This window comes from Mesorhizobium sp. M3A.F.Ca.ET.175.01.1.1, from assembly GCF_004791945.1.
Taxonomy (GTDB): Bacteria; Pseudomonadota; Alphaproteobacteria; order Rhizobiales; family Rhizobiaceae; genus Mesorhizobium.
In genome coordinates this window covers 556,973-579,282 of sequence record NZ_SRTP01000002.1, presented here as the reverse complement: position 1 = coordinate 579,282, position 22,310 = coordinate 556,973, and the positions used below count along the sequence as shown (strand labels likewise).

The window sequence follows — 22,310 nt, the reverse complement described above, 5'->3', positions numbered from 1 at the left end:
GGGCTCACGTGCCTCAAGCACGCTCCGCTCCGGTTCTCGGAAGCCGCCGCTCTCGGCGCGGCCTGACCTCAATCTCGACCCATCTGGGTGCGCTTGATCGTGCTGGGGGGCTCAGCCGAGCTCGACCCAGACCGGCAGGTGGTCGGAACCGACCGCTTTGCTGTCGGCCCACAGGCGCTGCAGCGATTTGGCCAGCGAAGCGCTGGTGAAGACGTAATCGATGCATTTGTGACGGCTGGCGTCGTCGGGTCGGTCGGGATCGACACAGGTGACGAGATCAGAAGCGCCGAGGCGCTGGGCGGCGTCGACCGCCAGATCGGCGGTCAGCGGCATGCCGAACTGATGGTCCGGACGGCCGGCGAGTTCGACATATTCGGGCGAGCCCGGCAGCATGTTGAAGTCGCCCATGACGATGAAGGCTTCCGGATAGGGCAAATCCGGCAGGCCGATCTCGGGAATGCCGGACAGGCCGCCGCCTTCCAGCGCGTAGTTCAGCAGGCGCTGGCGCAGGAACCGGATCTGGGCCTGGCGTTCGACCGGACTGCGGTGGTCGAGATGGGTGGAGTAGAAGCGCACGAAGCCGAGCGGCGTCTCGATGAGCGCCTCGAGCGCGCCGCGCTGGAAGTTCATCGCCTCGAGGCTGCGGCTGCGCGGCAAAAGGAGATTGCGCGACAGATGAATGGGCGACTTCGACAGCACCATGTTGCCGAGCTGGAAAGTCCGGGTGACGGCGCGGCCGGCCTCCAGGCGCGAGCCGACATTGACCTCGAAATTGCAGCCATAGGCGGCGAAATAGTCGGGCAGCGCCTCGCCGATCTCGGCCACCATGTCGCGGTCGCCGTTGCGCGGGTTGTTGCGGGTGACCTCCTGCAGCGCGATCACGTCGGCGCCGCGCACCGCTTCCGCGATGCGGCCGACGTCGTAGCGATCGTCGAGACCGATGCCATACTGGATGTTGTAGGTGACGAGCTTCATTCCGGTGCTCCAACGCCGACGCGGAACCGCGAACAGCACAACGGACCGTCGCGCGCGATCGCTCGCGGCCTGACAGTGCTACCGCTTCTGCGGCGCGCGCAAAAGCGTGTGCCAGCGCTTTCGTCACAAAACAGCCTCGCCCTAAGCTTCGCCTTGGTTTAAGCAGTCGCGCAAGACCATCACAGAAACCTGTAATCCATGAAATTCCTCGACCAAGCCAAGGTTTATATCCGCTCCGGCGACGGCGGCGCCGGTTCGGTTTCGTTCCGCCGCGAGAAGTTCATCGAGTTCGGCGGCCCGGACGGCGGCGACGGCGGCCGCGGCGGCGATGTCTGGGCGGAAGCGGTCGACGGGCTGAACACGCTGATCGACTATCGCTACCAGCAGCATTTCAAGGCCAAGACCGGCATGCACGGCATGGGCCGCAACATGACCGGCGGCAAGGGCGCCGACGTGACGCTGAAAGTGCCGGCCGGCACGCAGATATTCGCCGAGGACAACGAGACGCTGATCTGCGACCTGACCGAGGTCGGCCAGCGCTTCCTGCTCGCCAAGGGCGGCAATGGCGGCTTCGGCAACCAGCATTTCAAGACCTCGACCAACCAGGCGCCGCGCCGCGCCAATCCCGGCCAGCCGGGCGAGGAGCTGAGCATCTGGCTGCGGCTGAAGCTGATCGCGGATGCCGGCCTTGTCGGCCTGCCCAATGCCGGCAAGTCGACCTTCCTCGCCGCCGTCACGGCCGCCAAGCCGAAGATCGCCGACTATCCGTTCACCACGCTCCATCCCGGCCTCGGCGTCGCCCGCATAGACGGCCGCGAATTCGTGCTGGCCGACATTCCCGGACTGATCGAGGGCGCGCATGAGGGCGTCGGCATCGGCGACCGTTTCCTCGGCCATGTCGAGCGCACGCGCGTGCTGCTCCATCTCGTCTCGGCGCTGGAGGAGAATCCGGGCAAGGCCTACAAAACCGTGCGCGCCGAGCTCGAAGCGTATGGCCAGGGGCTCACCGACAAGGTCGAGATTGTCGCGCTGAGCCAGATCGACGTCCTCGACGCCGATGCCCGCAAGAAGAAGGCGGCATCGCTGAAGCGCGCGGCCGGGCGTGCGCCGATGCTGTTGTCGGCGGTCACCGGCGAAGGTGTCGAGGCTGTTCAGCGCGCGCTGATGGCGGTCGTCACTGAGGCGCGCGACGCTGTTCCCGCCCCTGTCGACACGCGCTGGCGGTAAGCCTCATGAAATCGCTGAAATCATACCGGCGCATTACCGTGAAGATCGGCTCGGCGCTGCTCGTCGACCGCTCGACGGGCTTGAAGCGCGACTGGCTGAACTCGCTCGCAGCCGACATTGCGGCGCTCGCCAATGCCGGCGCCGAGGTGCTCGTCGTTTCTTCCGGCGCGATCGCGCTCGGCCGCACCATCCTCGGCCTCGGCAAGCGCGCGCTGAAGCTCGAGGAAAGCCAGGCTGCCGCCGCGGTGGGCCAGATCGCGCTCGCCGGCGCCTGGTCGGACGCGCTCGGCAAGGACGGGCTGAAGTCGGGCCAGATTCTGTTGACCCTGGGCGACACCGAGGAGCGCCGTCGCTACCTCAACGCGCGCGCGACGATCTCGACGCTGATCAAGATGAAGGCGGTGCCGGTCATCAACGAGAACGACACGGTGGCGACCTCGGAAATCCGCTATGGCGACAACGACCGGCTGGCCGCACGGGTGGCGACCATGATGGGCGCCGACCTGCTGGTGCTGCTTTCCGACATCGATGGGCTCTACACGGCGCCGCCGGCGAAAGATCCGACGGCGAAGTTCATCCCGGTGGTCGACCGCATCACCCCCGACATCGAGGCGATGGCGGGCGCCGCGGCCTCGGAGCTGTCGCGCGGCGGCATGCGGACAAAGCTCGATGCCGGCAAGATCGCCAACGCCGCCGGCACCGCCATGATCATCACTTCAGGCACAAGGCTGTCGCCGCTGATGGCGATCGAGCGCGGCGAACGCGCCACCTTCTTCAGGCCGAGCGCCAATCCGGTGAAGGGCTACAAGACCTGGATCGCTGGGCAGCTGGAGCCGGCGGGCCGGCTCACCGTCGATGCCGGCGCCGTCGGCGCGCTGAAGTCGGGCAAGTCGCTGCTGCCGGCCGGCGTCAGGCTGGTCAGCGGCAACTTCTCGCGCGGCGACACGGTGGCGATCCTGTCGCCCGAGGGGCGCGAGATCGCGCGCGGGCTGGTTGCCTACGACGCCGCCGATGCCGTAAGGATCGCAGGCCTGAAGACCGCCGAGATCGAAACCGTGCTCGGCTATGAGGCGCGTTCGGCGATGATCCACCGCGACGACCTTGTGGTGAGCATTGCCGGCGACCACGTATTGGCCGACGAGTAGCCCAGTGGAGGATGACCATGCTCAAGCTGCATGAAAAATCCGGGGAAGACACGGTGGCGATGATGACCGATATCGGCCGTCGCGCCCGCGCTGCCGCCCGACCGCTGGCCGTCGCATCGACAGAAGCCAAGAACAGCGCCCTATCCGCGATGGCCGACGCCATCCTGCGCAACGAGCAGGCGATCCTTAAGGCCAATGCCATCGACATGGCGAACGGCGAAGAGGCCGGATTCTCCGCCTCGCTCATGGACCGGCTGAAGCTTAATCCGGCGCGCATCAAGGCCATGGCCGACGGCATCCGCGAGATCGCCGCGCTCAAGGACCCGGTCGGCGACGTGATTGCCGAATGGGACCGGCCGAACGGCCTCCATATCGAACGCGTGCGCACGCCGCTCGGCGTCGTCGGGGTGATCTATGAGAGTCGCCCGAACGTTACGGCGGACGCCGGCGCGCTCTGCCTTAAAGCTGGCAATCCGGTGATCCTGCGCGGCGGCTCGGATTCGCTCAATTCCTCCTCCGCTATCCATGCCTGCATGGCCGAGGGGCTGAAGGCCGCCGGCCTACCGGAAGACGCTATCCAGCTGGTGCCGACCACGGACCGCGCCGCCGTCGGCGAGATGTTGAAGGGTCTGGGCGGCAATCTGGACGTCATCATCCCGCGCGGTGGCAAAAGCCTTGTCGGGCGCGTGCAGACCGAAGCCCGGGTGCCGGTCTTTGCGCATCTCGAAGGCATCTGCCACCTCTATGTCGACCGGTCCGCGAAGCTCGACATGGCGGTGGCGATCGCCGTCAACGCCAAGATGCGGCGCACCGGCATCTGCGGGGCCGCCGAGACGCTGCTGGTCGACCAAGCCGTCGCCTCGACGCATCTGGTGCCGATCCTGGAGGCGCTGCACGCCGCCGGCTGCGAGATCCATGCCGACGCCGAGGTGCTGCTGGCCTATTCCGATGCCAGCCCGGCGACCGATGCGGACTGGGTGACGGAGTATCTCGACGCCGTCATCGCGGTGAAGCTGGTCGACGGCGTCGCCGGCGCGATCGAGCATATCGAGACCTTCTCCTCGCACCACACCGAGGCGATCGTGGCCGAGGACGCGAAGGCGGTCGAAAGATTCTTCAATGAGATCGACTCGGCCATCCTTTTGCACAACGCCTCGACGCAGTTCGCCGATGGCGGCGAGTTCGGCATGGGCGCCGAGATCGGCATCGCCACCGGCAAGATGCATGCGCGGGGTCCGGTCGGCGTCGAGCAGCTGACTTCGTTCAAATACCGCGTGCGCGGGTCGGGACAGGTGCGGCCTTGAAGCTGGTTGGCCAAAGGGCCTGAGGCACCATGCTTTCCCAGCCCGAGCCACCTGTTCCGGCACCCTATCTCCACATGCCGCATGCCGGCAGAGGACTGGCCGTCGGCCTGTTCGGCGGCTCGTTCAATCCGCCGCATGCCGGTCATGCGCTGGTCGCCGAGATCGCGCTGCGCAGGCTAGCGCTCGATCAGCTGTGGTGGATCGTGACGCCCGGCAACCCGCTGAAAAGCGCACGCGAACTCGCGCCGCTCGCCGAGCGGATCGCGTTGTCCGAGAAAATTGCCCGCAACCCTAAGATCAAGGTCACTGCCTTCGAGGCGGCGCAGCATGTCCGCTACACAGCCGACACGCTGGCGCTGGTCAAGGCGCGCAATCCGGGCGTCGACTTCGTCTGGATCATGGGCGCGGATTCGCTGCGCGACTTCCATCGCTGGCAGCGCTGGCGCGAGATCGTGCTCACCTTCCCGATCGCGGTCATCGACCGTCCGGGCGCCACGCTCTCCTTCCTGTCGTCGGTCGTCGCCAAGACCTTCGACTATGCCCGCGTCGACGAGGGCGACGCGCCGCGGCTCGCCCGCACGCAGGCGCCGGCCTGGACCTTCATCCACGGCCCGCGCTCGTCACTGTCTTCCACCGCGCTGCGCAAGGCGGCGAAGGGCTGAGCGCGGGCGCCCCCTTCTCCCACACAAGGGGAGAAGGGGAAAAGCCGGCCATGTCGCTTTTACGGCGGTCTTTCGTCCCTGGGTAAGCGATGCTGCGCAACATCATGCCGGCGAAGAAGCGCACCACGATCGACAATAACCAGGGCAGCAAGCCGGCGCCGCTGATCGCCATCGCCAGCGTCATCGTGTCGATGGCGCTGATTGCGATCGGCAACGGGCTGATGTTCGCTTACATACCGGTGCGGCTCGGTGCCGGGGGTTTCGACCCGACCTGGGCCGGGCTCATCGTCACCGGTCTTTCGGCCGGCGGCCTCGCCGGCTGCATCCTGACCGGACCTCTCGTCAGGAGGGTTGGCCACGCCCGCGCGTTCATGGTGCTCTCGGCACTGATCGCGCTCTCCAATGCGGCGATCGGCGCCGGTCCGATCCCGCTCGTCTGGATCGCGGCCCGGGCGCTTTACGGCTTTGCCATTTGCGGCCTGTTCATCGTCGCGCAAAGCTGGCTCAACGATGCCTTGCCGAATGCCATACGCGGCCGCGTGATGGCGGTGTTCTATGTCGCCTACATTGGCGGACTGGGCCTCGGCTATGGCACGCTCGCGGCAATCGACATCCAAACCGCCGCCGCGCCGCTGATCGGCATCGCGTTCACCGCCTTGTCCATCCTGCCGGTTGGTATGACGCGGCTTGCGCAGCCGCCGGCGCCGCAGGCGGCTTCGGTGGCGCTCGGCAAGGCCTGGCGGATCTCGCCGGTCGGCGTCGCCGGCATGCTGGCGGTTGGCGGGCTGTCGATGATCATTTCCGGTTTCGCACCGATCCACGCCACCGCCAAGGGCTACAGCCAGGCGGATGTCGCGCTGCTCCTCTCGGCCATGCCGGTCGGCACCCTGATCCTGCAGATCCCGCTCGGCTGGCTCTCCGACCGCACCGACCGGCGCTACGTGCTGGCGGGCACCGCGGCGCTGGCGGTCGTCGCCAGCCTGCTGGCGATCGGCTTCGACGGCGGCGCGCTGATGGCCCTGGTGGTGATCTACCTCGTCTGGGACGGTGCGGCGGAGTCGATCTATTCGCTGTCCAGCGCGCACGCTGCCGACCGCGCAAGCAAGGACGAACTGCTTGCCCTGTCGAGTTCGCTTTTGTTTGCCTGGTCGCTGTCCGGCTTCATCGTGCCGGGCATCGTGACGGCGCTTTCGGCTGTCTTCGGCACCGCGACCTTCATCTATGTGGGCATTGTCATCGCTTCAATGTTCTGCGTGTTCGTGCTGTGGCGCGTGATGGCGGCGCGGCGGGCCTCCGCCCCGGCGACTGGCGGCTTCGCGCCGATGTGCGCGCAGACGCCGTTGCCGGTGGAACTCGCCTTCGCGCCGGACGATTCGACAGATCGGCCCGAGCGCTGAATCGTCAAAGGGATTGGTTTATTGCTTGCGCGCCTCCGGCAGCGGCACCTCGGGCGGCGGCAGCGGGATGGAGATGCCTTCATTGTCGAAGGCCTGCTTGGCGCGCTTGGTCATGCCGATCTGGGTGGCGAAGTAATCGGCTGCCGATGTCCAGTAGCGCAAGGTCAGCGTGACCGTGGTTTCGCCCAGGCTCGCCACGAAGGCGATCGGCGCCGGTTCGCGCCGGATGCGCTTCTCGGCATTGGCGATGGCAAGCAGCGTCTTCTGCCCGCGGTCGATGTCGTTCCAGGAACCGATGCTGAGCGTGACGTCGCAGCGGCGCACGCCGTTGCGGGTGAAGTTGCGCACCGGCTGGTTCCACAGCGTCGAGTTGGGCGCCAGGATGTACACGCCTTCCGCAGTGCGGAGCGTGGTGGCGAACAGGCCGATTTCCTCGATCGTGCCGGCGATCGAGCCGACCTCCACATATTCGCCAATGCGGAACGGCCTCAGCGCCAGCAGCATGATGCCGGCTGCGATGTTCTGCAGCGTGCCCTGCAGCGCCAGCCCGATGGCCAGGCCGGCGGCACCGATGGTGGCGATGATCGAAGCGGTCTGCACGCCGAACTGGCCGAGCACCATGATCACCACCAGGATCAGGATGCCGTAGCGCACCACCTGCGAGAAGAAATGGCGAAGGGTCTCGTCGAAGCCATGAATGTGGCCGAGCCCGGCATAGATCGACCGCTCGGCAAGACCGGCGACGATGTAGCCGACGATCAGGAGAATGACGGCGCCGATGGCTGAGAAGGAATAGGAAACGATCAATGTGCTGAGCTGCGCGAGCCCAGCCTGCACGGTGAGGAAAGCACTTTGGGGATCGATGGGCATGGCGGGAATCCGGTTGGTGGGCGGGCCGTTAACCCCTGCGGCGCGCAAAGGGTTCCGACATTTTCCGACTGTCGTGGAACCGCCAAGCTGGCGGCGCGTTGGCCTCGGCGAGCGCCGGCGTCTTGAAACTGCAACGGAACTCTGCCTATCTAAGTGGTGTCACCTGATTTGATGGGTGATTTGGTTGTTCTTGTTGGGAAAGGAAACACACTGAGAACAGCACTGCGGAAGAAGGCCGATATCGTGCCTTCGCCGGCCGGGATCAGCGAGAACGATGCTGCGTCCCTCGCCATCAAGACAGTCCTTGCCAGTCTGGAAGACTCCAAGGCCGAAAACATCGTCTCAATCGACATCCAGGGAAAATCGAGCTTGGGCGACTATATGGTCGTCGCCTCGGGTCGATCGCACCGTCATGTCTCGGCTGTCGCCGATCATCTCCTCAAGGCGCTCAAGGATGCCGGTCTCGGCATGGCGCGCGTCGAGGGGCTGGCCAGCGCAGACTGGGTCCTGATCGATTCGGGCGACATCATCGTCCATGTCTTCCGCCCCGAAGTCCGCGAATTCTACAATCTCGAAAAGATGTGGCAGGCGCCGGATCTCGAGGAAGAGACCTTGCACTGAGCCTTGATCGGCATGCCGTGAATTTTCGGCGGCATGCATCGAGAATCTCGCGGGGGCGAGGATGAAGATCACCGTTCATGCCGTGGGCCGAATGAAAACCGGCCCCGAGAGAGAACTCGCCGACCGCTATTTCGAGCGTTTCGCCAAGGCTGGGCCAGCGGTCGGGCTGGAATTTGGCGGCATAGCCGAGACTCCCGAGAGCCGTGGACAGAGTGCCGACGAGCGCCGCCGGGAAGAAGGCCAGAGATTGCAGAGCCAGTTGGCGACGGGAGCCGTGCTGTTCCTGCTCGACGAGCGCGGCAAGGCGCTGTCCTCGGAGAACCTCGCCACCCGCATCGGCCAGTTGCGCGACGGTGGCCGCAAGGCGCTGGTCATCGCCATCGGCGGCGCCGACGGCCATGACAAATCCCTGCGCGATCAGGCCGATCTCGTTCTTTCGTTCGGGGCGCTGACCTGGCCGCACCAGCTGGTGCGGGTCATGCTGGGCGAGCAGCTTTACCGCGTCGCGACCATTCTCGCCGGCCATCCCTACCACCGATCCTGAAAACCATCGATCGAAAGCTGGGGATGAGGCCCGTTTGCCCGGATTTCCGCCCCAATGGCAGGCCACATCAGCCCAATGCCACATCATCCCAATGGCTGGTGTTCGTCCAACATGGTTGATGGTTCGTTAACGAAGCGGCGGATAGAGTCGAAGCCTGATGTCTGAAGGCTGGAATTCGAGGAAGCGCGCCTGGCGCGGCCGCTGCGGCTTGGCCGTAGCCGCCGTGCTGTTGGCTTTGGGCCATGCGCGAGCGGAGAACACGCTGGATGGCGCGCCGGATCCGGACCGGAGCCGCGCCGAATACGAGCAGGTCTCGAAGGAAATCACGCTGTCCGCGGAGAAGCTGGCCAAGCTGGCGGCCGATATCGCCGCGGTCAAGAAGGACCACGCATCGATCAGCGCGGCGCTTATCCAATCGGCGATGACCGAGCAGAAGCTCAGCCAGGACATCGAGGACATCGGCGCCAAGCTCGAGGGTTTGAAGACGGAGCAAGAGAAGCTGCGCGCCTCGCTGGCGGCGCGCCGTGACGTGCTGGCGGAAGTGCTCGGCGCGTTGCAGCGCATGGGGCTCAACCCGCCGCCGGCGATCCTTGTCAAGCCGGAGGACGCGCTGTCGTCGGTGCGCAGCGCCATCCTGCTCGGGGCGGTGGTGCCGGAACTGCGCCAGCAGACCGACAGGCTGGTTGCCGATCTCAAGGAACAGACCCGGGTGACGGCGTCGATCGAGGCCGAACGGGGCCGCCTCAGCGCGGCTGTGACCGAGCAGGCAGCGGAGAAGAAGCGCCTAACCATGCTGCTGGAGGCCAAGCGGAGGCTGCAGACCGACACCGAAACGGCGCTGGCCGCCGAACGGCAGCATTCGCAGGAGCTGGCGGCCAAGGCCAGCAGCCTGAAAGACCTCATCGCCTCGCTCGAGGCCGACAAGGCGCGCAAGGCCGCCGACCAGGCCAAGGCGGCCGAGCAGAAATCGGCCGACGGCGACCAGACGGCATCGACGACGGAGCTTGCCGCGCTGCCTGTCCCCGAGGCCAACCGTCTGGCCTCGTCGGCGCCGTTCTCGGCGCTGCTGGGACAGGTGGCGCCGCCGGTCACCGGCAAGATCAAGCGCCGTTTCGGCAGCGACGACGGCAACGGCGCCCCGATGCAGGGGGACATGGTTGCGACACAATCGGGCGCCATCGTAACCGCTCCGGCGGACGGAAATGTGCTTTATGCCGGCCCGTTTCGCTCCTATGGTCAACTCTTGATCCTCGATGCCGGCGACGGATATCATGTCGTCCTGGCTGGGATGAGCAGAATCAGCGTCACGACCGGACAGTCGGTGCTCGCAGGAGAGCCGGTCGGCGCGATGGGAGAGGCCCGAGTGGCAAGCACTTCGGCCTCGCAGAATGGAAATGCGGTGCCGGAACTCTATGTTGAGTTCCGCAAGGATGGAAAACCCGTCGATCCGAATCCCTGGTGGGCGGACCGATTTTCTGGAAGGACGTGAAATGATGCGGAAATTGTCGCTTCTGTTTGCCGGCGCGCTGATGGGCGCATCGGCAATGAGCCTGGTCTACGGCGCACCGGGCTCGGCGGCGAACGCTGCGGGTTCCGAAACCTACAAGCAGCTGGCGATCTTCGGGGACATCTTCGAGCGGGTGCGGGCGCAGTATGTGACGCCGCCGGACGACAAGTCGCTGGTCGAGAATGCCATCAACGGCATGCTGGCCTCGCTCGACCCGCACTCCTCCTACATGAATGCCGAGCAGGCGCAGGACATGCGCGTGCAGACCAAGGGCGAGTTCGGCGGCCTCGGCATCGAGGTCACGATGGAGAACGACCTGGTCAAGGTGATCACGCCGATCGACGATACGCCGGCCGCCAAGGCGGGCGTGCTTGCCGGCGACTACATCGCCAAGATCGACGGCGAGGAGGTCCGCGGCCTGACCCTCAACGACGCGGTCGAGAAGATGCGCGGTCCGGTCAACACGCCGATCAAGCTGACCATCCTGCGCCAGGGCGCCGACAAGCCGATCGAGCTGACCGTGGTGCGCGACATCATCAAGGTCAAGGCGGTGAAGTACCGGGTCGAGAACGACGTCGGCTACATGAAGATCACCTCCTTCACCGAAAAGACCTATGACGATCTCGAGAACGCCATCGAGAACATCAAGAAGCAGGTGCCGAACGACAAGCTGAAAGGCTACGTGCTCGACCTCAGGCTCAATCCCGGCGGTCTGCTCGACCAGGCGGTGAGCGTGTCGGATGCCTTCCTGAAGCGCGGCGAGATCGTGTCGACCCGCGGCCGCGACCCCAAGGACGTCACCCGCTTCGACGCCAAGCCGAAGCAGAACGACGACATCAACGGCAAGCCGCTCATCGTACTGGTCAATGGCGGTTCGGCGAGCGCGTCCGAAATCGTCGCCGGCGCGCTGCAGGATCTGCGCCGCGCCACCGTGGTCGGCACGCAGTCCTTCGGCAAGGGCTCGGTGCAGACCATCATCCCGCTCGGCGAGAATGGCGCGCTCCGGCTCACCACGGCGCTCTATTACACCCCGTCGGGCAAGTCGATTCAGGGCAAGGGCATCACGCCCGACATCAAGGTCGAGCAGCCGCTGCCGCCGGACCTGCAGGGCCGCGACCTGACCCGTGGCGAATCGGACCTCAAGGGCCATATCAAGGGCGCCGACGAGAGCTCCACCGGCTCCGGGTCGGCCGCCTATGTGCCGCCGGAACCGAAGGACGATCTGCAGCTGATCTATGCCGAGCAGCTGCTGCGCGGCCAAAAGACCGATCCGGCCTTCCCGCCGAACCCGGACAAGGCTGTGATGAACCAGTAAACCTGGGATGGCTAGAGAAGACTCTGGCCGCCCGATCGAAGCAATGCGATGCTGCCGGGACCGCGAGGTTCCGGCAGTTTGATTCGGGGAGTTGGCGCCGCGACGCGCCGAAGAGGAATGCGCACGTGACCGCTGACGACCTGGCGAGCTGGATCACGGGCTTGGGGATGCGGCTTGGCTGACATCGGCAAGGACATCGAACGTCCGCTCGGACAGACGCTCCGCGCCCAACGCTCCGCCGCGCGCGGCATCAGCACAGGCACGCTTGTCGCAACGATCGCCGTCCTCGCCGTGATGGGCGTTTCCGCCGCTATCGCGCTGCGCGACAGGCCCTTTCGCAAGCCGCAGGAGATAGCCGTTTCGACGCCGAAAGAGGCAGTGGCGCCAGCTCCCGCGCCCCCCGCACCGGCGCCGCCGCCGGCACCGGCCGAGGTCGCCGCGACGAGCCCCAATGCGGGCACATCGATGAAGAGCGGTGGTCCGCAGATCATCCATGTCCAGCCCGCAGAGGGTGACGGCGCGCCCAAGGCAGGGATCGTCATCCGCGATCCCTCCACGCTCGGCCAGGATCTGAAGGTAGCGCATATTCCCGACCGGGCGTTGATCGAGGCCAGCGATACCGGTCCGCTGCCGATCCGGGCGGCCGACGGCAGGCGGCCGTTCGACGTCTATGCGCGGCCATGGTCCGGGGCGCGCGGGGCGCGCGTGGCGATCGTCATCGGCGGGCTCGCCGTCTCGCAGACCGGGACGCAGGCGGCGATCGCCAAATTGCCGGCCGAAGTGACGCTGGCTTTCGCGCCGCAGGGCAACAGCATCGGCCGCTGGATGCAGGCGGCACGGCAGGGCGGGCACGAGATCGTCATGCAGATCCCGTTGGAGCCGTTCGACTATCCGAACGTCAATCCCGGCCGCAACACGCTGACTGTCACCGCAAGCCCGGCCGAGAACCTGAAGAGCCTGCACTGGGCGCTGTCCAGGACGACCAACTACACCGGCATCATGAACTACATGGGCGCGCGATTTTCGGCCGACGCCGCCGCGATGGGTCCATTCATCGCCGAACTCGGCAAGCGGGGGCTGGCCTATGTCGATGACGGGTCGTCGGCGCGCAGCCTGGCATCCGACCTGGCGCTGAAGGACGGCGTGCCTTTCGTGGCCGGCGACATGTCGATCGATGCCGTGCAGGAACGGGGCGAGATCCTCAAGAAACTCGACAGCCTGGAGGCGACTGCGCGGGCCAAGGGCACGGCCGTCGGTATCGGCTCGGCCTTCGACGTCACCGTCGATGCGGTGACGTCCTGGATCGCCGAGGCCAAGAAGCGCGGCATCGAGATCGTGCCGATTTCGGCTGTGGCCATAGACCCTCAGAAAGGTTAGCCCTCGGCCTTCCGTTGATGCTGGTATCCAGAATGTCCAAGAAAATGATCGATCCCGAGACGCTGCCTTACCGCCCCTGCGTCGGCCTGATGATCCTCAACCCCGCCGGCCTGGTCTGGGTCGGGCACCGCATCGCCGAACCGGACAGCGAATTTTCAGGCACGACACAGCTCTGGCAAATGCCGCAGGGCGGCATCGACAAGGGCGAGGAGCCGCTGCAGGCGGCCGGGCGGGAGCTTTATGAGGAGACCGGCATGCGCAGCGTGTCGTTCCTCGCCGAGGCGCCGCAGTGGATCCATTACGACCTGCCGCCGCATCTAGTGGGCGTCGCCTTCAAGGGACGCTACCGCGGCCAGACGCAGAAATGGTTCGCCTACCGCTTCGAGGGCGACGAGAGCGAAATCCAGATCAATCCGCCGCCAGGCGATCACAAGGCCGAATTCGACCAATGGGCATGGCGGCCGATGCAGGAATTGCCCGACCTGATCGTGCCGTTCAAGCGCAAGGTCTACCAACAGGTGGTGCAGGCATTCCGGCATCTCGCTCCGCAAAGCGCCTCGCGCTGAAGGGATCCAGGCGACGCGGTCCAGGTTTTTGTTTGATGCATGTCGCTAGCTCAGACCCGCTGCCACTTGCGAGCCACATGCATAGGCGGCGGTCGTCTCCACGGCGGTTGCCCCGGTGGCACGACCGCACTATTGATGGGCTGACGCAAAAGGGGCGCCATGAACGACGACGCCAGAGGGCCTTTTCCGAAATCAGCTCCCGGCGCGCTGGTCAGCGAAGCGGCGGCCGGCGCGATCCTGACGATCGATCTCGGCGCGATAGGCGAGAACTACCGGCGGCTCAAGGCAAGGCTCGGCGGTGTGCGTTGCGCCGGCGTGCTCAAGGCCGACGGCTATGGTCTCGGTGCCGCACAGGTGGCAGGGGCGCTGGCGAAAGAAGGCTGCGAGACATTCTTCGTGGCGCTGCTGGCCGAGGGCATTGCACTGCGCAAGGCGCTGGGGCCGGTGCCCCAGATCTATGTGCTCAACGGGCTGCCGCCGGGTTCAGAAGCGGAAGCGGTTGCGGCTGCGCTCTATCCCGTCATCAACAGCACCGCGCAGTTGGAAGCATGGCGTCAGGCAGGCCGCCAGACCGGTCAAAGCCTGGCGGGCGCGATCCAGGTCGACAGCGGCATGTCGCGGCTCGGCATGTCGCCGGCCGAAGTCGAGGCGCTCGCGAAGGATGACAGTGCCTTCCAGGGCATCGATCTGCGCCTCGTCATGAGCCATCTCGCCTGCGCCGACGATCCGAGGCATCCGGCCAACGAAGAGCAGTGGCTGGCGTTCGAACGGCTGCGGAAAATGCTGCCGGAGGCACCCGCTTCGCTCGCCAATTCGTCCGGCATATTCCTGGGGCCGCTGTACCGCTACGATCTCGCCCGCCCGGGTGCGGCGCTCTACGGCATCAATCCGACACCTGGCGAACCCAACCCGATGCTGCCCGTGGTGCGGCTGGAGGCCAAGGTGGCGCAGACGCGCGGCGTCGAAAAAGGCGCGGGCGTCGGCTATGGCCACAGCTTCCACGCGGAGGGGCCGCTTCGGCTGGCGACGATTTCGCTGGGTTACGCCGATGGCTGGCACCGGCGCGCAGCCTCGGCAGCCTGGTTCGAGGGGGTGCGGCTGCCGTTTGCCGGCCGCGTGTCGATGGACTCGATCATCCTCGACATTTCCGCGCTGCCGGCCGGACGGCTCGGCGAAGGCGATCTCGTCGAGCTCCTCGGCCCCTCGCAAAGCGTCGACGCCGCCGCCGGCCAGGCCGGCACCATCGGCTATGAGATTCTGACCAGCCTTGGTCCCCGCTTTCATCGCCGCTATGTCGGCCTGTAGCACGCAAGCCCTTGGCGCGCGCCTCAGAATCCGGCAGACAGGCGGGAGCGATCTCGCCCCCGCACGGCGGGTCGGTCTTGAGGGGAGCATGCGATGAAGATCCTGGTGTTGGGCGGCGGCGTGATCGGTGTCACAAGCGCCTACTTCCTCGCAGAGGCCGGCCATGAGGTCACGGTGATCGACCGCCAGAAGGGGCCGGGGCTGGAGACCAGCTTCGCCAATGCCGGCGAGATCTCGCCCGGCTATGCCTCGCCCTGGGCCGGGCCGGGGGTGCCGATCAAGGCGATCAAGTGGCTGCTGATGAAGCACGGCCCACTGGTGGTGCGGCCTGCCTTCGATCCGCAAATGTGGACGTGGCTGCTCAAGATGCTGCGCAATTGCACGGCGGAACGCTATGCGCTCAACAAGTCGCGCATGGTGCCGCTTGCCGAATACAGCCGCGACACGCTGAAGGCGCTGCGCGCGGCGACCGGCATTGCCTATGACGAGCGCGCAAAAGGCACGCTGCAGCTCTTTCGCCAGCAGAAGCAGCTCGACGGCACGGGCGGCGATGTCGAGGTGCTGAAGAAATACGGCGTTCCCTACGAGCTCCTCGATCGCGACGGCTGCATCGGTGCCGAACCGGGGCTGGCCGCCGTTCGCGAGAAGTTCGTCGGTGGCCTGAGGCTGCCCGGCGACGAGACCGGCGACTGCAAGATGTTCACCGATCGGCTGGCCGAGCTTTGCGCGGCGCGCGGCGTCAGCTTCGAATATGGCACCACCATCCGGCGTATCGTCAGGAGCCGCAACCGCGTCGGCCATGTCATCACCGACAAGGGCTGGCGCATGGCGGATGCCTATGTGCTGGCGCTTGGCAGCTATTCCGCGCTTTTCATGCACAAGATGAAGCGGCCGATTCCGGTCTATCCGGTCAAGGGCTACTCGATCACGGTGCCGATCAAGAACGCCGAGGCGGCACCGGTGTCGACGATCATGGACGAGACCTACAAGGTGGCGACCACCCGGCTCGGCGACCGCATCCGCGTCGGCGGGACGGCGGAGATCTCCGGCTTCGATATGAGGCTGCACGAATCCCGCCGCCGCACGCTCGAGCATTCAGTCGGCGACCTCTTTCCGGGCGCCGGCGACCTCAAGGCGGCGACGTTCTGGTGCGGGCTCAGGCCGATGACGCCGGACGGACCGCCGCTGATCGGACAAAGCGAATTGTCCAATCTCTATCTCAACACCGGCCACGGCACGCTCGGCTGGACCATGGCCTGCGGGTCGGCCAGGGTGCTCTCCGACATCCTTTCCAACAGGGTCCCGGAGATCAACGCGCGCGATCTCAGCCCGGACCGGTATCTCTAGTGAAGGCCACGCTGATCAAAAGGCCTGCCTCACCCATGCCCCGCTGAACAGCAGCCTGTAGGCCCAGCCGATGCTCACATTGGCGGCGACCGGCCGGGAATGGGCGAGATAGTCGTCATAGACCGGCTTCATGCGGCGGTAGAAGGCGGGATCGAGCACCACCATGCCGTTCTCGCTGTCGTGAAAGAAGCTGCGGTTGTTGAGATTGACCGAGGAGATGGTGACCAGCCGCTCGTCGATCATCATGATCTTGGAGTGTAACACGACATCCGGGGCCTTGAACTCGCGGATGTTGATATGGTCGCCATATTTCTCGACGAACAGCCTGTTGAGCGCGGTGAGAAAGCTGCCGCCGATGTCGCCCTTGAGGTCGATGCGGCCGACGATGTCGATCTTCACGCCTCGGGCGAGCGCCCGGTCGAGGGCGCGAACAAGGTCGGGCGTCGGGTTGAGATAAGGGTTGACGATTTGGATATGGCGCCTGGCGGCGTTGATAAGCTCGACAAAGTAGTTCTCCAGCGCATGCCCATCCTCGTAGGGCACCGAGATGAAGTGCCGCGCCACGCCTGGCGAGCTGCGACCGGCTGAAGGAACCGGGATTGAAAACGGACGTGACAGGTTGGTGTCGGCATCGCGCAGCCAGACTGTGGAGAGGTGCGCCGCAAGCGTCGCGACCGTCGCCTCGTCCGCGACCTCGACGTCGAAATCGCTCCAGTTGGAATAGTAGTTCAGCGAGAACCCGTCCGTCTTGCCGTATTGCTGCAGGTTCGGATAACGCGTCAGGTCGACCGGCCGGTGAAAAAGGAAGCCATCATGGATGTTGCGTCCGCCGATGATGACGCGGGACCGGCCAGGCTGATCCGCCAGCGTCGCCAGCATCTTGATGTGGTGGGTCTTGTGCAGCTGTGAGATCTGCTCGTCGATCGGCGCGCCGCGGTAGGCCCGCCAGCGATATTCCTGCAGCTGGACATTGGGGAATTCGGCGGCCAGGCGGTGCAGCATGGCGTCGTCCTTCTCGCGTTCCAGCACGTCGGTGATCAGGATGCGCACCTTGGCGCCCCGCGCGGCATGATACCTTATCAGCCGCTCGATGATGCGGCCGGAAAAGTCCGCCTTGAACTCCAGCGACGACAGATAGATCAGCCTGAGCTTTGGAGCGTCGGAAAAATCGAGCGGCAGTTCCGGATCGGCTTTGTCGAAGGCACTGTCGGGCAGCGTCTTGCCGAGCAGGGCCTCGACCTTGGCGTTGAAGCCGTCGCGCGACTTGCGCAGGAGCGTGGGATTTCCGAGCGGCAGAGCGCAGGTCTGCGACAGCCAGCGGCCGGCATAGAAAGCGCGGTCGAGCGCTTCGAGGCTTTTCGCATCGGGTACCGGGCAGCGGTCATAGCGGCTGTCGAGCGCCGTGATCCAGGGATCGGCGGTCTCCTCGCGCAGAATGGTCAGCGGGGCTCCGGCCGGGGCCTCTCTGGAGCTGACGCGCAGGTCGCAGCGGCCGAGCGCCTCGCTGGGAAAGAGGCTGACCGGAGTGCCGGCTGCGGGCAGGCTGAGATGGAATTGCGAGCCCGCGGCGACGGTGCCCGATCGCGCCGACGAGCGAAGGGCGAGCGGGCCATCGCAACTGCCGTCAATGTCGAGGGGCGTGTTGCCGGCCTGTCGCAGCACGATCTCGACGGAGCGCGCCTGAAGTCCTGAAAAGCTGAAGGTCTTGGGGTCAGAGGGCCGCGCGGTGGCATCGAGATAAAGCGTCTGCCGCGACATGCGCCAGCGGCCGGTGAAATGGCTTTCGCCCGGCTTGCCCGATGCCGGCGGCAGCTCTGTCCTGTCGAGCGGATTTGCCAACCGCTGCAGCGCTCGATAGGTCCTTTGGAAGCTATCGTTATGGACGTCGCGCCAGTTGCGGCCGAAGCGGCCGGTGCCGTTTGAGCGGTCGAGGGCGTCGATCCGGCTCTGGGCGAGCAATGCCTGGAACCGCTTCTCGTAGGCAAAGTCGCCGTCATCCGCGAAGATGCGGGCGGTCGCGGTCTCGGCGCCGCTGGTGTCGGCCGATATTGGGGGGCGGGCGCAGGCACCATCACCTGGAAAATAGGCGCAGGCGGAACGGCCCGGCATGCCCGCGCAACTGGCCAGCACCGTCAGCGCCAAACCCGCCAACGAGCTTGCTCCAACGGACCTCAAGCTCACCCGATGGCCCCGTTCATGGCCTTGAGCTGGGCAGGATCGCGCGGCGGCATGAAGCCATGCGGGAACATCCTGCAGACGGGAAGCGCAAAGGTGGCGAGCAGAAGCTCCGCCTCGCCACGCATCTTCCTCGGTGCGCTGCGGTCGTCGCGGATCGCCCTCGCCGAGGCGATCAGCGCGCCGTCGCAGTCGCAATGATTGCGCTGGGCGATGTAGCAGGCGTCGTGGACCTGGCAGGCGGCATCAAGACGATCGACCGGCTTGGACGACAGGTCCCCGGTTCGGGTCCCGGGCCCACAATAGTTGCCGAAGACGAACGGCGAGGGGCGAGCCATTGCATAGCGGATCGGTTTCGGAAGTTCCGCCTCCGGACGTTTGGTCCAGGGATTGGCGCAGGCGGCGAGGCAAAACAGCGGCAGGATGGCAAGAGAGGCACGCATGTTTCCGCCGACGTTACGAAGAACAGTCCACGGTCGTCCGTGACGATCGCCGGTGCCACACTCGCCGACTTTGTGGCAAGCGCAAGGCGGCCTGCTCACATGAACAACGCGCGCTCCCGCTCGACCGCCTTGGTGATGAAGTTGGCGACGATCTGCACGCGCCGCAGCGGCCTCACCGATTCATGATAGACCAGCCAGTAGGCCCGGCGGATGGGCGCCACGATGTCGACCGGGACGAGCTCCGGCATCGAGCGCGCCACGAAGGTGTGGAGGATGCCGATGCCGGCGCCGGAGCGCACGGCTTCCGCCTGGCCGAGGGCCGAGGAGATGGCGAAGGTCGAGCGCCAGTCGGGGCTGAACTCGGCGGCGTAGTCGAGCGAGGGGCTGACGATGAGGTCGGGCACGTAGCCGATCAGCGTGTGCTGACCGAGCTCGGCCGCCGACTTCGGCAGCCCGTTGGAATCCACGTAAGCGCGGGAGGCAAACAGGCCAAGCGTGTAGTCGACCAGCTTTCCCGCGATCAGCCGGCCCTCGGTCGGCCGCTCGACCGTGATCGCGATATCGGCCTCGCGCCGCGACAGCGAGAAGGAGCGCGGCACGGGCACCAACTGGATGGTGAGTTCGCGGTGGAGCGCCGTCAGACCGCCGAGCCGCTTGGCCAGGAAGGCGACGCCAAAGCCGTCGGGCGCGCCGATGCGCACCGTGCCGGAAACGTCGTCGCCCTCGCCGGCAATGGTCGAGCGCGCGGCGATCATGTCGCTCTCCATGCGCTCGGCAATGTCGAGCAAGCGCTCACCGGCCGGCGTCAGCTCGCTGCCGGTGGTCAGGCGACGAAAGAGTTTTGTGCGCAATGCCTCCTCGAGCGCGGCGATGCGGCGCGACACGGTGGCGTGGTTGAGCTCCAGGCGCTTGGCCGCGCCCAGGATCTGGCCGGCGCGCGCCACGGCGAGGAAGATGCGGACGTCATCCCAGTTCATGGGGATGACCTCGGTGGCAACGGTCAAGGCCGCGATCCCTCGCGCCCCCCTCCGTCCTGCCGGACATCTCCCCTCTAGAGGGTGAGGTGTCCGGCAGGACGGAGGGGGGCGTGACAAAGCTCAACTTGAGAAATCCTTGGCGACAGGCTCTGGCTATTTGCGGCAATTAATGCACGTCCGGCTCCTGTTGTCTATTTTTCGCACAACGGTTGCGTTCTGGCTCGCGTTGCCTTCGCCCTCGCAAAGGCGGACAATGCCTCATCATCGAAAACAGGGAGAGAAACCATGATCGAATACGGTCATTTCATCGGCGGCGAGCGTGTCGCCGGCACGAGCGGGCGCAAGCAGGATGTGATGCAGCCGATGGACGGCTCCGTGCGCGGCACGGTGGCGCTGGCCTCGCAGGCGGAGCTGCGCTCCGCGGTCGAGAACGCCAAGGCCGCGCAGCCCAAGTGGGCCGCCACCAACCCGCAGCGCCGCGTGCGCGTGCTGATGAAGTTTCTCGAGCTGGTCCAGCGCGACTATGAAGAGCTCGCCGACATACTGGCGCGCGAGCACGGCAAGACCCTTGCCGATGCGCGCGGCGACATCCAGCGCGGCCTCGAAGTGGTCGAAGTCTGCATCGGCGCCCCGCACATGATGAAGGGCGAATTCACCGACGGCGCCGGCCCCGGCATCGATGTCTATTCGATGCGCCAGCCGCTCGGCGTGGTCGCCGGCATCACGCCGTTCAACTTCCCGGCGATGATCCCGCTTTGGAAGATCGCGCCGGCGATCGCCTGCGGCAATGCCTTCATCCTGAAGCCATCCGAGCGCGATCCGGGCGTGCCGCTGCGCATCGCCGAACTGTTCATCGAGGCCGGCCTGCCTGCCGGCATCCTCAACGTCGTCAACGGCGACAAGGAAGTGGTCGACGCCATCCTCGACGATCCGGACATCAAGGCCATCGGTTTCGTCGGCTCGACGCCGATCGCCCAATACATCTATTCGCGCGGCTGCGCGGCCGGCAAGCGCGTGCAGTGCTTCGGCGGCGCCAAGAACCATATGATCATCATGCCCGACGCCGACATGGACCAGACGGTCGATGCGCTGATCGGCGCGGGCTACGGCTCGGCCGGCGAGCGCTGCATGGCGATCTCCGTCGCCGTGCCGGTCGGCAACGACACCGCCAACCGGCTGATGGAAAAGCTGGTGCCGCGCGTCGAAAGCCTGAAGGTCGGCCCGTCGACCGACTCTTCCGCCGATTTCGGCCCGCTAGTGACGCGCCAAGCGCTGGAGCGCGTCAAGGGCTATGTCGACCTGGGCGTCAAGGAAGGCGCCAAGCTCGTCGTCGACGGCCGTGGCTTCAAGATGCAAGGTTATGAGAACGGCTACTATATGGGCGGCTGCCTGTTCGACAATGTGACCGCCGACATGCGCATCTACAAGGAAGAGATCTTCGGACCGGTGCTGTCGGTGGTGCGCGCGCCGACCTATGAGAACGCCATCCACCTCGCCAACGACCACGAAATGGGCAATGGCGTCGCCATCTTCACCCGCGACGGCGACGCCGCGCGCGACTTTGCCTCGCGCGTCCAGGTCGGCATGGTCGGGGTCAACGTGCCGATCCCGGTGCCGATCGCCTACTACACGTTCGGCGGTTGGAAGGCCTCCTCCTTCGGTGACCTCAACCAGCATGGTCCGGACGCGTTCCGCTTCTACACCAAGACCAAGACGGTCACCTCGCGCTGGCCGTCCGGTATCAAAGACGGCGCCGAGTTCGTCATCCCGACGATGAACTGACCGGACGCTTTTGGTTGCGCGTCCTCGCCGCGTTGCGGCTGCGGGCGCGCGGCAGGTATCAAGGACAGCGCCGAGTTCGTCATCCCGACGATGAACTGACCGGACGCTTTTGGTTGCGCGTCCTCGCCGCGTTGCGGCTGCGGGCGCGCGGCATCCGATCGTGATTGAATGAGAGGCCCGGCGCTCGCGCTGGGCCTCTCCTTTTCAAAGCGGAATCAAGCGAATGTCACGACCATGGAACCAACAGGCAATATCTGCCTTAAATTACATTCCTGCCGCGTGCAGGCCAATCAAACAGCGCCGGTAGCAGCCGGGGTACTCGTCTGGCGCGAGGAGGTGTCAGGTGACACGATTTCTTATGGCGACGATGAGCCTTGCGGTTGCGGTATCCGGCGGCATCGCCCAGGCAAACGCGGCCGGGCAATGTGCTCCACGTTCCGAGGTGATCAAAGCGCTCGGCGACAAGTTCCATGAAAGCGAGGCCGGCCGCGGACTGATCAATCCGAACGTGGTGCTCGAGATTTTTGTTTCCGAGCAGGGCAGTTGGACGGTCCTTGCCTCCGATACCAAGGGTCAGAGCTGCGTGCTTTCGGTCGGCGAAGGCTGGGATAGCCCGACGATCGCCGCCGCCCTGCCGGGCGCTTGAACGTCGAGATGCAAGGCGCCTGAGCGCCTCGCCAGGTTTACAGCCCGAAGCGGAGAAAGCAGGTTGCTTGCGCTCGGTCAGCTTGTTTGCGGGGCGCAGGTTCACCATATCGAATCCAGGAAGTG

At 65.8% G+C, this 22,310-nt stretch carries 20 protein-coding genes; 15 read left to right on the top strand and 5 right to left on the bottom strand.

Going from position 1 to position 22,310, the window contains the following annotated elements:
• Nucleotides 1-111: 111 nt before the first annotated feature.
• Nucleotides 112-975: an endonuclease/exonuclease/phosphatase family protein gene (locus tag EN818_RS07450; protein ID WP_095804754.1), complete on the bottom strand. Its 864-nt coding sequence runs from the start codon at nucleotides 973-975 to the stop codon at nucleotides 112-114.
• A 198-nt stretch (nucleotides 976-1,173) separates the two neighbouring features.
• Between EN818_RS07450 and obgE the strand changes: the two genes are divergently transcribed.
• From obgE to EN818_RS07425, 5 genes are all read left to right on the top strand, one after another.
• Nucleotides 1,174-2,202, top strand: coding sequence for a GTPase ObgE (obgE, locus tag EN818_RS07445; RefSeq protein WP_095804753.1), 1,029 nt, complete (start codon nucleotides 1,174-1,176; stop codon nucleotides 2,200-2,202).
• Between the two features lie 5 nt (nucleotides 2,203-2,207).
• Complete coding sequence (gene proB, locus EN818_RS07440) at nucleotides 2,208-3,347, top strand: glutamate 5-kinase (protein WP_095804752.1); 1,140 nt, start codon at nucleotides 2,208-2,210, stop codon at nucleotides 3,345-3,347.
• A 17-nt stretch (nucleotides 3,348-3,364) separates the two neighbouring features.
• Complete coding sequence (locus EN818_RS07435) at nucleotides 3,365-4,651, top strand: glutamate-5-semialdehyde dehydrogenase (RefSeq protein WP_095804955.1); 1,287 nt, start codon at nucleotides 3,365-3,367, stop codon at nucleotides 4,649-4,651.
• 74 nt (nucleotides 4,652-4,725) lie between these two features.
• Nucleotides 4,726-5,313: a nicotinate-nucleotide adenylyltransferase gene (locus EN818_RS07430; protein ID WP_095804751.1), complete on the top strand. Its 588-nt coding sequence runs from the start codon at nucleotides 4,726-4,728 to the stop codon at nucleotides 5,311-5,313.
• Between the two features lie 89 nt (nucleotides 5,314-5,402).
• Nucleotides 5,403-6,710, top strand: coding sequence for an MFS transporter (locus tag EN818_RS07425; RefSeq protein ID WP_245420286.1), 1,308 nt, complete (start codon nucleotides 5,403-5,405; stop codon nucleotides 6,708-6,710).
• Nucleotides 6,711-6,728: 18 nt separating this feature from the next.
• Here EN818_RS07425 and EN818_RS07420 read toward each other — a convergent pair whose 3' ends face one another.
• The gene (locus tag EN818_RS07420) at nucleotides 6,729-7,580 is read right to left on the bottom strand and encodes a mechanosensitive ion channel domain-containing protein (protein WP_095804750.1); all 852 of its coding nucleotides are present in this window, start codon (nucleotides 7,578-7,580) and stop codon (nucleotides 6,729-6,731) included.
• 243 nt (nucleotides 7,581-7,823) lie between these two features.
• On the opposite strand from EN818_RS07420, the gene rsfS reads away from it, so the two are divergent.
• The 8 genes from rsfS (at nucleotide 7,824) to EN818_RS07380 (ending at nucleotide 16,162) form a co-directional block, all read left to right on the top strand.
• Nucleotides 7,824-8,201: a ribosome silencing factor gene (gene rsfS / locus EN818_RS07415; protein WP_095804953.1), complete on the top strand. Its 378-nt coding sequence runs from the start codon at nucleotides 7,824-7,826 to the stop codon at nucleotides 8,199-8,201.
• A 61-nt stretch (nucleotides 8,202-8,262) separates the two neighbouring features.
• Entirely contained in the window at nucleotides 8,263-8,745 is a 483-nt protein-coding gene (rlmH, locus tag EN818_RS07410) for a 23S rRNA (pseudouridine(1915)-N(3))-methyltransferase RlmH (RefSeq protein ID WP_095804749.1), read from the top strand.
• 157 nt (nucleotides 8,746-8,902) lie between these two features.
• Entirely contained in the window at nucleotides 8,903-10,234 is a 1,332-nt protein-coding gene (locus EN818_RS07405) for a murein hydrolase activator EnvC (RefSeq protein WP_095804748.1), read from the top strand.
• Between the two features lies 1 nt (nucleotide 10,235).
• Nucleotides 10,236-11,567, top strand: coding sequence for a S41 family peptidase (locus tag EN818_RS07400; RefSeq protein ID WP_165349976.1), 1,332 nt, complete (start codon nucleotides 10,236-10,238; stop codon nucleotides 11,565-11,567).
• A 174-nt stretch (nucleotides 11,568-11,741) separates the two neighbouring features.
• Entirely contained in the window at nucleotides 11,742-12,944 is a 1,203-nt protein-coding gene (locus tag EN818_RS07395) for a divergent polysaccharide deacetylase family protein (RefSeq protein ID WP_095804747.1), read from the top strand.
• Between the two features lie 32 nt (nucleotides 12,945-12,976).
• Complete coding sequence (locus EN818_RS07390; RefSeq protein WP_095804746.1) at nucleotides 12,977-13,510, top strand: RNA pyrophosphohydrolase; 534 nt, start codon at nucleotides 12,977-12,979, stop codon at nucleotides 13,508-13,510.
• Between the two features lie 159 nt (nucleotides 13,511-13,669).
• Nucleotides 13,670-14,815 carry an alanine racemase gene (gene alr, locus EN818_RS07385; protein WP_095804745.1) on the top strand — a complete coding sequence of 382 codons (1,146 nt, stop codon included), beginning with the start codon at nucleotides 13,670-13,672 and terminating at the stop codon, nucleotides 14,813-14,815.
• A gap of 93 nt (nucleotides 14,816-14,908) precedes the next feature.
• A complete protein-coding gene (locus tag EN818_RS07380; protein ID WP_095804744.1) occupies nucleotides 14,909-16,162 on the top strand; it encodes a D-amino acid dehydrogenase in 1,254 nt (417 codons plus the stop codon).
• A 15-nt stretch (nucleotides 16,163-16,177) separates the two neighbouring features.
• On the opposite strand, the gene EN818_RS07375 is transcribed toward EN818_RS07380, so the two are convergent.
• The 3 genes from EN818_RS07375 to EN818_RS07365 form a co-directional block, all read right to left on the bottom strand.
• Nucleotides 16,178-18,313 (bottom strand): phosphatidylserine/phosphatidylglycerophosphate/cardiolipin synthase family protein, encoded by a 2,136-nt coding sequence (locus tag EN818_RS07375; RefSeq protein ID WP_348628766.1) that lies wholly within the window; start codon nucleotides 18,311-18,313, stop codon nucleotides 16,178-16,180.
• 26 nt (nucleotides 18,314-18,339) lie between these two features.
• Nucleotides 18,340-18,780, bottom strand: coding sequence for a hypothetical protein (locus EN818_RS07370; protein WP_095804743.1), 441 nt, complete (start codon nucleotides 18,778-18,780; stop codon nucleotides 18,340-18,342).
• 95 nt (nucleotides 18,781-18,875) lie between these two features.
• Nucleotides 18,876-19,757 carry a LysR family transcriptional regulator gene (locus EN818_RS07365; protein WP_095804950.1) on the bottom strand — a complete coding sequence of 294 codons (882 nt, stop codon included), beginning with the start codon at nucleotides 19,755-19,757 and terminating at the stop codon, nucleotides 18,876-18,878.
• Nucleotides 19,758-20,042: 285 nt separating this feature from the next.
• Here EN818_RS07365 and EN818_RS07360 point away from each other — a divergent pair, with 285 nt between their 5' ends.
• Both EN818_RS07360 and EN818_RS07355 read left to right on the top strand, forming a co-directional pair.
• Nucleotides 20,043-21,539 carry a CoA-acylating methylmalonate-semialdehyde dehydrogenase gene (locus EN818_RS07360; protein ID WP_095804742.1) on the top strand — a complete coding sequence of 499 codons (1,497 nt, stop codon included), beginning with the start codon at nucleotides 20,043-20,045 and terminating at the stop codon, nucleotides 21,537-21,539.
• A 343-nt stretch (nucleotides 21,540-21,882) separates the two neighbouring features.
• Nucleotides 21,883-22,185, top strand: coding sequence for a hypothetical protein (locus tag EN818_RS07355; RefSeq protein ID WP_095804741.1), 303 nt, complete (start codon nucleotides 21,883-21,885; stop codon nucleotides 22,183-22,185).
• Nucleotides 22,186-22,310 lie beyond the last annotated feature (125 nt).

Bases quoted from the DNA above. Each gene is read 5' to 3' on its own strand.
- EN818_RS07390 (WP_095804746.1), top strand. From the start codon at position 12,977: ATGTCCAAGAAAATGATCGATCCCGAGACGCTGCCTTACCGCCCCTGC.
- EN818_RS07435 (WP_095804955.1), top strand. From the start codon at position 3,365: ATGCTCAAGCTGCATGAAAAATCCGGGGAAGACACGGTGGCGATGATG.
- EN818_RS07360 (WP_095804742.1), top strand. From the start codon at position 20,043: ATGATCGAATACGGTCATTTCATCGGCGGCGAGCGTGTCGCCGGCACG.
- obgE (WP_095804753.1), top strand. From the start codon at position 1,174: ATGAAATTCCTCGACCAAGCCAAGGTTTATATCCGCTCCGGCGACGGC.
- proB (WP_095804752.1), top strand. From the start codon at position 2,208: ATGAAATCGCTGAAATCATACCGGCGCATTACCGTGAAGATCGGCTCG.
- EN818_RS07430 (WP_095804751.1), top strand. From the start codon at position 4,726: ATGCCGCATGCCGGCAGAGGACTGGCCGTCGGCCTGTTCGGCGGCTCG.
- EN818_RS07420 (WP_095804750.1), bottom strand. From the start codon at position 7,580: ATGCCCATCGATCCCCAAAGTGCTTTCCTCACCGTGCAGGCTGGGCTC.
- rlmH (WP_095804749.1), top strand. From the start codon at position 8,263: ATGAAGATCACCGTTCATGCCGTGGGCCGAATGAAAACCGGCCCCGAG.
- EN818_RS07425 (WP_245420286.1), top strand. From the start codon at position 5,403: ATGCTGCGCAACATCATGCCGGCGAAGAAGCGCACCACGATCGACAAT.
- EN818_RS07380 (WP_095804744.1), top strand. From the start codon at position 14,909: ATGAAGATCCTGGTGTTGGGCGGCGGCGTGATCGGTGTCACAAGCGCC.
- EN818_RS07450 (WP_095804754.1), bottom strand. From the start codon at position 975: ATGAAGCTCGTCACCTACAACATCCAGTATGGCATCGGTCTCGACGAT.
- EN818_RS07370 (WP_095804743.1), bottom strand. From the start codon at position 18,780: ATGCGTGCCTCTCTTGCCATCCTGCCGCTGTTTTGCCTCGCCGCCTGC.
- alr (WP_095804745.1), top strand. From the start codon at position 13,670: ATGAACGACGACGCCAGAGGGCCTTTTCCGAAATCAGCTCCCGGCGCG.
- EN818_RS07400 (WP_165349976.1), top strand. From the start codon at position 10,236: ATGATGCGGAAATTGTCGCTTCTGTTTGCCGGCGCGCTGATGGGCGCA.
- EN818_RS07405 (WP_095804748.1), top strand. From the start codon at position 8,903: ATGTCTGAAGGCTGGAATTCGAGGAAGCGCGCCTGGCGCGGCCGCTGC.
- EN818_RS07365 (WP_095804950.1), bottom strand. From the start codon at position 19,757: ATGAACTGGGATGACGTCCGCATCTTCCTCGCCGTGGCGCGCGCCGGC.